Raw genomic sequence first — 12737 nt, 5'->3', positions numbered from 1 at the left:
ACCCCAAAAGCGCGCGGACTTTATCAACCTGTCATGCGCCTGTAAACGAGTTTGCCCGATTTCATCCACAGGGCAGGCAAAGGGCTGTCGCAGGCAGTGGATTCAGCGCCGCCCGGCTTCCTGGACAAGCTGCACGATGCCGTCGGCGGCGGCCTCCGCGACCAGGAAGGCAACCTGCCCCCAGGCCCCGTTCAGCGCCCCGGCGGGCACCGGGTTCGACTGTTCCACCGTGCCGATTTCGCGCCCGTCCAGGCGGATCACGCTCCAGCGTACCGTCACCTTGTCCTGTTTCCGGTTCGGCACCGGGTCGATGGCCACGCTACCCAGCAGCACCAGCGCATCCTCATCCATCGCCTCGGCGATGCGCAGCCCGCGTTCCTTCAGCGAGGCTTCGACCATGCGCTTCAGCGCGACATTGCCATCGCCCGGCGCGCCATCGACCGACCAGATATACAGCCCGTCCACCACCGGCACCTGGCGGATCGGCTCACCCTGGATCGCGCGGGCCAGCGCCGGGGCGGCCTCGGCGGCCATCCCGGCCAGCGTTTCCTGCGTGCCGCGTTCCCAGTGCGGGCGGTTCACCCACCACAGGCTCTCATGGCGCTGGATTTCGCGGCCGGCGGCGTCGAACAGAGTCCAGCCTACGCGTACCCGGTCGCGGCTGTCAGTGCGCTCCTGCAGTTCTGCCTCGCCGCGCAGGATCAGGCTGGCGGCATTGCCCGTCGTGCTGGCCGGCAGGCCCTGATCGTTCAGCGCCTTGGCGATGGCGCGGGCCAGCGCGATGGCGGCCTCCTGTCCGGCCTCGGGCGCCGTGCCTGTGACCGGCAGCACCATGACACCCTCGCCGCCCGGCAGGTCCAGCAGCGGATTGGCCGCGCGGTCCTTGTCGGCCGGCTGGAAAGGCTGCGGCAGCGGCTGGCAGGCGGCCAGCAGCACGATGACGAGCAGGCCAAGCAGGCTTCTAAAGCCAAGCATTCTTCTAAAGAAGGACACAGCTCACCATCAGCCCCAGCAGGCAGGCCATCATGAAGAGGATGAGATGCGGCATGGCGGAAGCCATCACTCCAGGCTGTGCGTGACGGGAATCGTCTCGGTGTGTGCGGCAAGCATATGGCGGATGGGGTGGGATGAGTCCAGAGCGGCAAAAGGTGCCTAGCCGAACAGGCGCGGCTTCTTGTTCTTGCGCTCCAGCTCCTCGGCGGTGCCTTCCAGATTCTTGATCATGCGCTCAACCTCAGCCAGCTTCATGGGGGTGAGGCGTTGTGTTTTCACGGTATAGCGCAGCCCCGCCACCCGTTCGCGCAGCCGCTTGGCACGCCATAATTCACTGGAACTCATTGCCGGCCTCTTCGCTTTCGACCGCGGCAGTATCGCCGCCGCATGGGAGACAAGCAATCGCCGTGCCGCGATATGCCAATGTCGATTTACGGCATCGCCGCTTGTTCGCACTTGCGAAAGCGTTTATATAAAGCCGCGCGCGCGGCGCCGGATGCACCGGCCCGGCGTTTTTCTTTTCCAGAACGGTCGGTTTCCATGAAGTTGCGCAATATTGCGATCATCGCCCATGTCGATCACGGCAAGACCACGCTGGTGGACTGCCTGCTGAAGCAGTCGGGTGCCTTCCGCGAGAATCAGAAGGTCGCCGAGCGCGCCATGGATTCCAACGACATCGAGCGTGAGCGCGGCATTACCATCCTGGCCAAATGTACCTCGGTGGAGTGGAAGGACACGCGCATCAACATCATCGATACGCCCGGCCACGCCGATTTCGGCGGCGAGGTGGAGCGCATCATCTCCATGGTCGATGGCGTGCTGGTGCTGGTCGATGCCTCGGAAGGCCCGATGCCGCAGACCAAGTTCGTGCTGGCCAAGGCGCTGAAGCTGGGGCTGAAGCCCATCGTCGTCATCAACAAGGTCGATAAGCCCGACCAGCGCGCCTATGAGGTGCAGGACGAGATGTTCGACCTGTTCAGCGTGCTGGACGCGAATGAGGAGCAGCTCGACTTCCCGACGCTGTTCGCCTCGGCCAAGGCCGGCTGGGCCGCCGAGAATCCGGAAGGCCCGAAGGAGAGCATGGCGCCGATCTTCGACAAGATCCTGGAGCATGTGCCGGAGCCGAAGGTGGAGGAGGGCGGCTTCCGCGTTCTCGCCACCACGCTGGAGGCTAACCCGTTCCTCGGCCGCCTGCTGACCGGCCGCATCATCTCCGGCGTCGCCAAGCCGAACATGGCCGTGAAGGCGCTGTCGCGCGACGGTACGGTTATCGAGCAGGGCCGCATCACCAAGGTGCTGGCCTTCCGCGGGCTGGAGCGCCAGCCGGTGGAGGAAGCCGTTGCCGGCGACATCGTGGCGCTGTCCGGCCTGCAGAAGGCGACAGTGGCGGACACGATCTGCGCGCCGGAAGTGACCGAGCCTGCCGAAGCGCAGCCGATCGATCCGCCGACGCTGGCCATGACCTTCTCGGTGAATGACTCACCGCTGGCGGGCCAGGAAGGCGACAAGGTCACCTCGCGCATGATCCGTGACCGGCTGCTGCGCGAGGCGGAGGGCAATGTCGCCATCCGCATCACCGAATCTGCCTCCAAGGACGCGTTCGAGGTGGCGGGCCGTGGCGAGTTGCAGCTCGCTGTGCTGATTGAGAATATGCGCCGCGAGGGCTTCGAGCTGTCGATCAGCCGCCCGCGCGTGCTGTTCAAGACCGACCAGGCGACCGGCCAGCGGCTGGAGCCGATCGAGGAAGTCGTCATCGACGTCGATGAGGAATTCTCCGGCGCGGTCGTCGACAAGCTCTCCCAGCGCAAGGCGGAACTGCAGGAGATGCGTCCGTCCGGCGGTGGCAAGCAGCGGCTGGTGTTCCTGTGCCCGTCGCGCGGCCTGATCGGCTATTTCGGCGAGTTCATGACCGATACGCGCGGCACTGGCATCATGAACCGGCTGTTCCATTCCTATGCGCCCTACAAGGGGCCCATCGCGGCCCGGCGCACCGGCACGCTGATCTCCATGGAGACCGGCACGGCGGTGGCCTATGCGCTGTGGAACCTTGAGGATCGCGGCCCGATGTTCATCGATCCGGGCGACAAGATCTATGTCGGCATGATCATCGGCGAGCACAGCCGCGGCAACGATCTCGACGTGAATCCGCTGAAGGGCAAGCAGCTGACCAACATGCGCGCCAGCGGCAAGGACGAGGCGGTGACGCTCACCCCGCCGATCCGCATGACGCTGGAAAAGGCGCTGGCCTATGTTTCTGATGACGAGCTGGTCGAGGTGACGCCGGAATCGATCCGGCTGCGCAAGCGCTATCTCGATATCCACGAGCGCAAGCGCCACGCCAAGATGGCGGCGGATGCGTGATCGCGTTACATCAGCTTGAATAAGAAAGCCCCCGGTTTCGGCCGGGGGCTTTTTTTGTTCGCGGGATGGCGGTCGGCTACTGTCGCTTGCCACCTGTGGCCTGCAGCGCCACGCTGTCGCCGGTGATGACGAACAGCACGCTGCCGTCCTTGGCCTTGTAGGTCCATTGCTCGATGGGGCCGAGCTTGGCGATATCGTCAGGACGGCCGAGCTTTGCCTCCAGCTCGGCCTTGGTCGAGACGCCCTCCGCCTTCTTCACGAGGTCGGCCTTGCTGGGATCGCCACAGGCGGCCAGCAGCAAGGCGAAAGCCAGTATCGCGAACCGCTTCATCGTGACTCTCCCTCTCGTTATTCGGAATTGCCGCCATTATAGGGCAGCACGGCGTTCAGGATCACGCCGACGATGGCGGCCAGCGCGGTGCCGGACAGCTGCGCGATGGTGCCGACATGCACCACGGCCCCGCCGATACCCAGCACCAGGATGATCGAGACGATGAACAGGTTGCGCTTGTCGCCCAGATCGACCTTGCCTTCGATCATGGTGCGCAGGCCCGACGCCGCGATGACGCCGAACAGCGCGATGGCGACGCCGCCGATCACCGGCACCGGGATCGACTGCAGCGCCACCCGGAAATCGCCCAGGAAGCCCAGCAGCACGGCGATCACCGCCGCACCGCCGATGACATAGACGGAGAAGACGCGGGTGATGGCCAGCACGCCGACATTCTCGCCATAGGTGGTGTTCGGCGGCCCGCCCAGGATGGCGGCCAGCATGGTGGCCAGCCCGTCGCCGGCCAGCGAGCGGTGCAGGCCCGGATCCTCCAGCGTGTTGCGGCCGATCACCCGGCTGATGACGATCTGGTCGCCGATATGCTCGGCGATGGTCACGATGGCGACCGGCACCAGCAGCAGCACGATGGTGGCAAAATGCTGCCAGGGCAGGTCGTAGGTCACGAAGGGCACGGCAAAGGCCGGGAACTCCACAAAGCTGGCGGCGGCCAGCTTCGCCTGCATGCCCGCCTCGCCCGACCAGGGCACCAGGCCGGCGAAGGCGGCAATCACATAGCCGCCGAGGATCGCCAGCAGGATCGGCACCACGGCGAAGATGCCGCGCATGACGACGGAGAAGGCAAGGGCAAGCACCAGCGTCGCGGCGGCGATCAGGAAGTGCGTGCCGCTATAGGCGCTGGTGGCCGGGTCGTTGGAGGCCATGCTGACGGCGACCGGCGCAAGGCCAAGGCCGATCACCACGATCACCGGGCCGGTCACCACCGGCGGCAGCAGGCGCAGCAGCCAGCCAACGCCGAAGCCCTTGATGCACAGCGCCACCACCAGATAGACCGCACCCGCCAGGAAGGCGCCCAGCATGGCGCCGGTCGGGCCCAGCGGCTGGCCGTCCGGGCCGGGCAGGGCGGCCGCCGCCAGGATCGGCGCGATGAAGGCGAAGGAGGAGCCGAGATAGGCCGGGATGCGGCCCTTGGTGAGGGCGATGAACAGCAGCGTGCCGAGGCCGCTGGTGACCAGCGCCACGGACGGGTTCAGCCCGGTCAGCAGCGGGACAAGGACCGTCGCGCCGAACATGGCGAACAGATGCTGCAGGCTGAGCAGGCCCCAGAGGGCCGCGCCCGGCTTTTCATGCACGTCGAGGACGGTGGCGGTGCTGTCGCTCATGGTCGGCCTTTCGGATGGCTGTCGTTCAAAGAGTTGACGTCGCCTTACGGCATCCCGGCGCGGTAGGCAAGTATCGTGATACGCATCCTTTTGCGCGTCTGTCCGTTATCCGCAGGAGCGGCTTGTCCGCCTGTCTGGGTCTTTTGTTTCTGAAATGTTACATTTTCTTTACAAGATTCGCCGGAAGGGCGTATGAGCAATCGGGAACCGGCGAATGCAAACCGCCGCATCCCCTCCGCACAAGATTATGTCAGGCCATGCCGGCGACACAGGTCATCATCACGCTTCTGGGATTCATCGCACTGCTGCTGTGGGGCATCCACATGGTGCAGAGCGGCATCCTGCGCGCTTATGGCTCCGGCCTCAGGCGCAGCCTGAGCCGTGGCCTCGACAACCGGTTCAAGGCCTTTGCGGCAGGCTTCGCGGTAACCGCCATCCTGCAGAGCAGCACCGCGACCGGCCTGATGGCGTCTTCCTTCGCGGCGGGCCGGCTGGTCGATCTGGTGCCCGCGCTGGCGATCATGCTGGGTGCCAATGTCGGCACCACGGTGATCGTGCAGATCCTGTCCTTCGATATCGGGCTGCTGACGCCGATCCTGATTCTGGTCGGTGTGATCGCCTTCAAGCGGGGCGGGCAGACGCGCACGCGCGATCTGGGCCGTGTCGCCATCGGCCTTGGCCTTGTGCTGCTGTCGCTGCATCTGCTGACCCAGACCGTGATGCCGCACGACATGTCGCCGCAGATGAAGGAGGTGCTGCACCTGCTGACCAGCGACCCCATCGTCACGATGCTGCTGGCGGCCATCTTCACCTGGGCGGCGCATGCCAGCGTGGCCACCGTGCTACTGGTCATGTCGCTGGCAGCGGCCGGGTGGATCACGCCGGTGGCGGCGCTGGCCATGGTGCTGGGCGCCAATCTCGGCAGTGCGCTGAACCCCGTGCTGCAGGCGATGGGCGGTGATCGCGAGAAGCTGCGCGTGCCGGTCGGCAACCTTTTGAACCGTCTGGTCGGCTGCGCCATCGCGCTGCCGCTGCTGCCCTATGCTGTCGAATGGCTGGAAATCGTGAATGGCGGGCCGGCGCGTGTCGCGGCCAATTTCCACACCGCCTTCAACCTGGCGCTGGCGGTGCTGTTCATCCTGCCGCTGCCCCTGCTGGCGATGCTGATGAAGAAGCTGTTCCCGACGGCGGAGCGGCCGCTCGATCCGGGCGCGCCGCTGCATCTGGACCGGGAGGCCATCGAGAATCCGAGTGTGGCGCTGACCAACGCGGCGCGCGAGGCGCTGCGCATGGCCGACGCGGCGGAGCGCATGCTGCGCGGCTCGCAGACCGTGTTCGAGACCGGCGACCGCAAGCTGGTCTCCGAGATCAGCCGCATGGACGACACGCTGGACACGCTGCATGGCGCGATCAAGCGCTACCTGACCGATGTCAGCCGCGAGCAGCTGGACGAGGAGCAGAGCCAGCGCCTGTCGGAGATTCTGGCCTTCACGATCAATCTCGAACATATCGGCGATATCGTGGACCGCAACCTGATGGATCTGGCGTCCAAGAAGATCAAGCGGCAGCTCAGCTTCTCCGAGGAGGGGCTCGCCGAAATCCGCCAGATGCATGCCAGGCTTCTGGAGCATCTGAAGCTGTCGATCTCGGTCTTCATGGCCAGCGACCTGCGTTCGGCCCGGCAGCTGGTGGCGGAGAAGGAGCAGTTCCGCGATCTGGAGAAGCTGGCGACAGAGCGACATTTCGAGCGTTTGCGCGAGGGACGGTCGGAAAGCATTGAGACGACAGAGCTGCATCTCGACATCGTGCGCGATCTGAAGCGTATCGAATCGCACATTGCCGCCACGGCCTATCCGCTGCTGGAGCAGCTGGGCGCGCTGCGCCGCAGCCGCCTGACCGAGGCGAAGAGCTGATGCGTTCTACCGGCTGACAGCGGCGGAAACATCGTCATACACTCCTCCCAGAAAATTCAGGGAGAAGGAAAATCATGGCGGACCGGGAAGTCGCGATCATCGTCGGTGTGGGCAGCGGGCTGAGTGCCGCGCTGGCCCGGCTGTGCGCCAAAGAAGGCATGGCGGTCGCACTGGCAGCGCGCAATACCGACAAGCTGATCGGACTGGTGCGCGAGACCGGAGCCATGGCGGTGGCCTGCGATGCCAGCCAGCCGGCCGATGTGGACCGGCTGTTCGCCACCGTGGCGGACACGCTGGGCGCGCCCTCGCTGGTGGTGTTCAACGCCAGCCGCCGGGTGCGTGGGCCGATCACCGAGCTTGACCCCGCAGAGGTGCGGGAATCGCTGATGACGACTGGCTATGCCGGGTTCCTGGTTGGCCGGGCGGCGGCGCGCGCCATGCTGCCTGATGGCAAGGCGATGGGGAACGGCAGCATCCTCTTTACCGGCGCCTCGGCCAGCGTGAAGGGCTATCCGCAATCCGCCCCCTTCGCGATGGGCAAGTTCGCGCTGCGCGGCCTGGCGCAGAGCATGGCGCGGGAGCTGGCGCCGAAGAACATCCATGTCGCGCATGTCGTGATCGATGGCGGCATACGCCAGGGCGGGGACGATCCGCGTGGCCCGCAGCGCGGTGTGGACGGGCTGCTGGAGCCGGACGCCCTGGCGCGGGCCTATCTCGACCTGCACCGACAGCATCGCAGCACCTGGAGCTGGGAGCTGGAGCTGCGACCCTGGGTGGAGAGTTTCTGAAACGGGGAACCGAACGGCCTGTCTGGCGTTTCTTCATATCGACCAAAACAGGAGGATCATATGAAGCGGATTGCCGCTCCCATTCTTGCGCTCTCTTTTGTCATTGCTAGTGCAGGCCTTGCCGAAGCGCGGGACATGCAGCCGCCTGCCGATGCGATGCCCTTGTCGCAGATTGTCGCCAAGATCGAGCAGCGGCCGGATTTCCGCTACATCGACGATCTGGAATGGGACGATGACGGCTATTACGAGATCGAGTACCGCACGAAGGAAGGCGGTGAGGTCAGGCTGAAGCTCGACCCGAAGACCGGGGAAGCCCGCCGCTAGAGGCTCAGTCGCACCAGCCCTTGCGGGTATCACCGGCATAGGGGCGGGCATGGCCTTCGCCGACCAGCGCGGCGGCCATGTCCTGCCCGTCGGCGACGACGCGGGCCAGTACCCTGCCGCCATACTTGTCCAGCTCGATATCGTGCAGCTCGATCCGCTTTGCCTGCGCCAGCAGTGCATGCAGCCGGTCCCGGGCGTCGCGTGCCGCCTGCTTTTCAGCCTCGCAGCGGCCCCGCAGTTCCGGTGCGTCGATTCCGGCCAGCCGCACGCCGGTCTCGATCGACTGGCGCGGCCAGATCCAGGCGCGCACCGTGATCGTGTCACCATCGTAATTGCTCAGGAACGCCGCTTCCACCGGGCCGGCGATGGCAGCCGGCGCCCTTGTGACCGGGCTGGTCAAGGCCAGGTCGGTTGCGCCGGCAACGGGCGCATATAGCAGCGGAAGGCAGGTAAGGATGAGACGCATCGTATGCATGATGCGCGCATTGGTAGATTTGTTTTGCTGCATATGCAACCAACAAAAAGTTGTGTGACAGCGCCCTGAGTCGCCTCTCCGGCGCGCAGAATGATCCGATTGCCGGGCATCGATGAGGCCTCGTATGATGGTTGCTTATAAAAACCAAACTTCGAGGAACCCCCACCATGTCCATTAGCTTGAAGAAGCTGCGTCTGCTGGCCCAGGCCTCGGCTTTCGTGCTCTGTCTGGCCGTCAGCGGCGCTGCGCTCGCCGCCTCTGCGCCGGCGGTGAAGGGCCCGCAGGTCGAGAGCCCGAAGCGGGTGCTGCTGGTCGGCAACAGCTACCTCTATTACAATGACAGCCTGCACAACCATCTGCGCCGCATGGTGGCGGCGGCCGATGCCGATCTCGGCAAGGCGCTGCAGTACAAGTCGGCGACCATCGGCGGCGCCACGCTGGCGCACCACAATGTGGACTGGCTGACCGGGCCGGGGCAGATCGGCATCAAGGAGCCGTTCGAGCTGGTGATCCTGCAGGGCCACAGCGCCGCCGCCCTGTCCGAAAAGCGGCAGGCGGACTTCCGCACGGCAGCCGCAGCGCATGCGAAGATCATCGCCGAGCGGGGCGGCAAGGTCGCCCTCTACATGACCCACGCCTATGTGCCGCCGCACAAGCAGGCAAAGCCGGAAAACACCCAGCTGATCGACGATTTCTATGTGAAGACCGGCAATGAGCTGGGCGCGCTGGTCATTCCGGTGGGGCTTGCCTTCGATGAAGCCTACAAGCGCGATCCGGAGATCAAGCTGCACAACGCCCAGGATCATAGCCATCCGTCGCTGCTCGGCAGCTACCTCGCTGCCGCCACGGTCTATGCCACGATCTATGGCAAGTCGCCGGTCGGCAACGCCTATGACGCCTACGGCCAGGTCGATGCCAAGACGGCGGCGTTCCTGCAGCAGGTGGCGCAGGACACGGTGACCGGCTTCTTCGCCCGGAAGTAAACTTCTGAAAATCGCAGGGTCGGGGGGGAATGGTGCCGGCTGAGGGATTTGAACCCCCGACCTTCGGTTTACAAAACCGCTGCACTACCACTGTGCTAAGCCGGCGTCCATTCGCGCCGCGACCATAGCCAGACTGGCCGCGCGCTTCAAGGCAAAGCGGAAGGAATCAGTCGCTGGCCAGCCCGGCCTCGATCAGCCGGTCATGCAAATCCTGCATCCGCTTCACGCGGTCCGCATCGTCGGTCGCGGCGGCGAGGATGCTGGGCAGGAAATCCGGTTGCTTTATATGACGTTGCGCCAGCTCGCGCACACGGCGCAGGTTGGAGCCTTTGATCAGGGTGTCGTTGCAGCACAGGTCGATCAGCGGCAGCGCCTTTTCCGCCGAATTGCCGCCGCGCTTCACGATGCGGTCGAGGATGCCGCTCTCGTCCAGCAGATTGTTCTGTATCTCCTCCATGCGCAGCTGCAGCTTGCCCCGGAACACGGAGGGCAGTGGTGCACCCATCAGGATGGTGTGCAGCTCGGTCAGGCCGCGCAGCCGCTCCGGCACGGAGGCGGATTTCGGCGCCACGTCGGAGGCGACGGTGCGCTCCTGCAGCAGATAATCGATGTATTTCTTCAGGAAATCGTAGTTCTGCGGCCCGATCATCTTGCGATAGAGGTCGAGGCAGCGCTGCAGCCGCTCGGCCAGGCGCGGCGCGCCGACCATCAGATCGTGAATATTCTGGTCGTTGATCAGGCGCGACAGGCGTCGGGCCAGCGCCGCTTCCGTCGTCTCGCCGCCAAGAAACTGCCCGTTCTTCAGGCGCACCCGCTGGGCAACATCCAGCGTCGCCCGCAATTCGTCCGCCGTTGATCCGCTGGTCATCGGGTAGGTGCCGGTGACCGCCGCCAGCATCTGCGCCTGCAGGCCGGCAGTGACATTCGGCTGTGCGGCGCGCGCCTGCAGGTTCATCAGCCGCTGCGCCAGCGGCGGATCAGACGGAACCGGCGCCGGGTCGTCCGCCTTGCCGGAGGCCAGCTTGCTCAGCAGGGCGATGCGCTCGCCCACCGTCTTGCCCTGCTTGCCGATGATCGTGTCGAGGCCGGCCGGCAGCCGGATGATCTCCGACAGGGCCACATCCAGGGCCACCATATCGGCAGCTGGCGGGTCGGCCTCACAGAGGGTGAGCAGCAGGCCGGTCTTTTCGTCCCAGCCCTTTTCCTTCAGCAGCGCCCTGGCGAGCATCAGGTTGAGGCGGAACAGGCGCTGCTCCCCCTCGGCCGGAAGCAAGGCCAGCTGCTCCTTGAGCCGCTTCGGGTCCAGCGGGTCCACCGGGATGGCGGTCACCGCCTCCAGGGTACGGTTGCGCACCCCGTCGCACAGCGCGAAAATTTCCTTGATGCGGCCGGCGACATCGCGGTTCTTGGTACCGGAGACTTGGGCGATCGCGACCTTCTGCACGGCCCCGGAATAGGCGGTGCCGGCATTCTCCAGCTTCTTTTGCAGATCCTCGCTGAACAGCAGTTCCGTCGGTGTCGCCCGCATGGCGTCGAGGAAGCTGCGGCAATGCCGCGAGATCAGTTCACGCGCGCTGACGCTGTATATATCCTCAGGCGCCTTGCAGAGCGCCGCTTTCGCCAGTTGCTCTTCTGTCTGGGGCAGCATGTCGGATCGCCGCTTCTCAACAATCTGTTCCGGGGTGGAGCCACATGCCGTGTATAGGCGTATTCGGCTCCGCTTAGGAAGCCCAAATCTGACCAAAATGTCCAGAGAACAGCCCTGATTAATAAAGTTTTTTAGGGGATTTTAATTAAACGCCGCGCCATGTCGTAGAGGGCGATGGCCGCCGCGTTGGACACGTTCAGGCTGGCGACCGGACCTTGCGTCGGCAGTTTCGCCATCATGTCGCAGCGTTCGCGCGTCAGCCGGCGCAGCCCAGGCCCTTCCGCACCCATCACCAGCGCCACGCGGGCGCCGGGGTCGATGGCCTGCAGGTCATGCTCAGCCTCCGAATCGAAGCCGAGGCAGAACACACCGGCCTCGCGCAGCCGGTCGAGCGCGCGGGCAAGGTTGGTGACGCGGACCATCGGCACGATCTCGACGCCGCCTGAGGCACTTTTCGCCAGCGTGCCAGTGACAGGCGGGCTGTGCCGCTCCTGCACGATCATCGCGGCAGCCCCGAAGGCAGCGGCGGAGCGCAGGATGGCGCCGACATTGTGCGGGTCAGTCACCTGGTCCAGCACGACCAGCAGCAGCGGCGCATCGGGGGCAACGGACTCCAGCACATCCTCGATATCGGGTTCGTCCAGCGGTTCGACCTCCAGCGCGATACCCTGATGCACCGCATCGGGCAGCAGCGCATCCAGCGCCTGACGGTCCAGCATATCGACCGCCAGGGTCGCGGGCAGGATGTCGGCGACGCTCTCGCGGGCCTGGGCCGTAACCAGCAGGCGCCGGCAGCGCCGTGCCGGGTTCGCCAGCGCCGCGCGCACCGCATGCACGCCCCACAGGAAGCGTGCCGGGTCGGCGCCACCACGCCGGGGGCCGCCCGAAGAATGGCCCGGCTTATGGCCCTGCTGGCGGTCATGCGATGCAGGCCGGGAGGCCGGCTTCTCGCGGCCGGGCCGGGCGGAGGAGGGGGAGGGGCGCTTGCGCTTCATGGCCCCTTAATAGAAGTGCTGCGCGCGTGGAGCAAGCGCGCAACCATAATCTCCATCAGGCGATATGCAGGCCCAACAGGAGGCCGGGTTATTTTCGCCCGAGCGGCAGCGTTTTCACATTGACAAGCCAGTCTGTTTCTCCATATTTCGCACTCCCGCAGCGCCGGGGGTGGTGCAGCGTGATAAACGCTGTTCCGAAACGGAGCGGAGGGGTGGCCGAGTGGTTAAAGGCAGCAGACTGTAAATCTGCCCGCATAGCGTACGCAGGTTCGAATCCTGCCCCCTCCACCACGTTCCTGGGCGATGCGTTCCCCGGCGACGTCAAGTCGTCCGGGGTGTTTGGTCTTCCGTTGTGGGGGCCGGGTGAGTCGGGAAGTTCCCGAACCGCCGGGCGCCGTCGGCGGATGAAGATCTTCGGGCGGGTGTAGCTCAATGGTAGAGCCCCAGCCTTCCAAGCTGGTTGTGGGGGTTCGATTCCCCTCACCCGCTCCAGTTCCGCGTCCGGCGGCCAGCCTGTTGTTGGTTGAGCCCGGTGGTTTGGTTGAACTTTGAGACAGGAAGCGTGCCACGATGGCTAAAGCGAAGT

The 12737-nt window shown here is 65.3% G+C and carries 12 protein-coding genes and 3 tRNA genes; 7 read left to right on the top strand and 8 right to left on the bottom strand.

Annotated features, from left to right (window positions below):
- Positions 1–102 precede the first annotated feature (102 nt).
- Together P24_RS17495 and P24_RS17490 are read right to left on the bottom strand one after the other, a co-directional pair.
- The gene (locus P24_RS17495) at positions 103–975 is read right to left on the bottom strand and encodes a hypothetical protein (protein ID WP_008946080.1); all 873 of its coding nucleotides are present in this window, start codon (positions 973–975) and stop codon (positions 103–105) included.
- A 177-nt stretch (positions 976–1152) separates the two neighbouring features.
- On the bottom strand, positions 1153–1338 hold the full coding sequence (locus P24_RS17490; protein WP_008946079.1) for a hypothetical protein: 186 nt from the start codon (positions 1336–1338) through the stop codon (positions 1153–1155).
- Positions 1339–1533: 195 nt separating this feature from the next.
- Here P24_RS17490 and typA point away from each other — a divergent pair, with 195 nt between their 5' ends.
- Entirely contained in the window at positions 1534–3354 is a 1821-nt protein-coding gene (gene typA / locus P24_RS17485; protein ID WP_008946078.1) for a translational GTPase TypA, read from the top strand.
- Between the two features lie 76 nt (positions 3355–3430).
- Here typA and P24_RS17480 read toward each other — a convergent pair whose 3' ends face one another.
- Both P24_RS17480 and P24_RS17475 read right to left on the bottom strand, forming a co-directional pair.
- Positions 3431–3685, bottom strand: a complete 255-nt coding sequence (locus tag P24_RS17480) for a hypothetical protein (protein WP_008946077.1) — start codon at positions 3683–3685, stop codon at positions 3431–3433.
- A gap of 17 nt (positions 3686–3702) precedes the next feature.
- Positions 3703–5025 (bottom strand): solute carrier family 23 protein, encoded by a 1323-nt coding sequence (locus tag P24_RS17475; RefSeq protein WP_008946076.1) that lies wholly within the window; start codon positions 5023–5025, stop codon positions 3703–3705.
- A 257-nt stretch (positions 5026–5282) separates the two neighbouring features.
- Here P24_RS17475 and P24_RS17470 point away from each other — a divergent pair, with 257 nt between their 5' ends.
- The 3 genes from P24_RS17470 (at position 5283) to P24_RS17460 (ending at position 8050) form a co-directional block, all read left to right on the top strand.
- Positions 5283–6938, top strand: coding sequence for a Na/Pi cotransporter family protein (locus tag P24_RS17470; protein WP_008946075.1), 1656 nt, complete (start codon positions 5283–5285; stop codon positions 6936–6938).
- 74 nt (positions 6939–7012) lie between these two features.
- Positions 7013–7726, top strand: coding sequence for an SDR family NAD(P)-dependent oxidoreductase (locus P24_RS17465; protein ID WP_008946074.1), 714 nt, complete (start codon positions 7013–7015; stop codon positions 7724–7726).
- 60 nt (positions 7727–7786) lie between these two features.
- On the top strand, positions 7787–8050 hold the full coding sequence (locus P24_RS17460) for a PepSY domain-containing protein (protein WP_040708303.1): 264 nt from the start codon (positions 7787–7789) through the stop codon (positions 8048–8050).
- 4 nt (positions 8051–8054) lie between these two features.
- Here P24_RS17460 and P24_RS17455 read toward each other — a convergent pair whose 3' ends face one another.
- Positions 8055–8525 (bottom strand): thermonuclease family protein, encoded by a 471-nt coding sequence (locus P24_RS17455; RefSeq protein ID WP_237740212.1) that lies wholly within the window; start codon positions 8523–8525, stop codon positions 8055–8057.
- Positions 8526–8692: 167 nt separating this feature from the next.
- On the opposite strand from P24_RS17455, the gene P24_RS17450 reads away from it, so the two are divergent.
- Positions 8693–9508, top strand: coding sequence for a DUF4886 domain-containing protein (locus P24_RS17450; RefSeq protein WP_008946071.1), 816 nt, complete (start codon positions 8693–8695; stop codon positions 9506–9508).
- Between the two features lie 30 nt (positions 9509–9538).
- On the opposite strand, the gene P24_RS17445 is transcribed toward P24_RS17450, so the two are convergent.
- From P24_RS17445 to rlmB, 3 genes are all read right to left on the bottom strand, one after another.
- Positions 9539–9613 (bottom strand) — tRNA-Thr (locus tag P24_RS17445).
- Between the two features lie 61 nt (positions 9614–9674).
- Positions 9675–11156, bottom strand: coding sequence for a hypothetical protein (locus P24_RS17440; RefSeq protein WP_008946070.1), 1482 nt, complete (start codon positions 11154–11156; stop codon positions 9675–9677).
- A gap of 131 nt (positions 11157–11287) precedes the next feature.
- Positions 11288–12151 carry a 23S rRNA (guanosine(2251)-2'-O)-methyltransferase RlmB gene (gene rlmB / locus P24_RS17435; protein ID WP_008946069.1) on the bottom strand — a complete coding sequence of 288 codons (864 nt, stop codon included), beginning with the start codon at positions 12149–12151 and terminating at the stop codon, positions 11288–11290.
- Positions 12152–12357: 206 nt separating this feature from the next.
- On the opposite strand from rlmB, the gene P24_RS17430 reads away from it, so the two are divergent.
- A tRNA-Tyr gene (locus P24_RS17430) sits at positions 12358–12442 on the top strand.
- 127 nt (positions 12443–12569) lie between these two features.
- Positions 12570–12643 (top strand) — tRNA-Gly (locus P24_RS17425).
- The last annotated feature ends 94 nt before the right edge of the window (positions 12644–12737 follow it).

The organism is Oceanibaculum indicum P24 (assembly GCF_000299935.1).
Lineage (GTDB): Bacteria > Pseudomonadota > Alphaproteobacteria > Oceanibaculales > Oceanibaculaceae > Oceanibaculum > Oceanibaculum indicum.
This window is presented reverse-complemented; position numbering and strand designations above follow the sequence as displayed.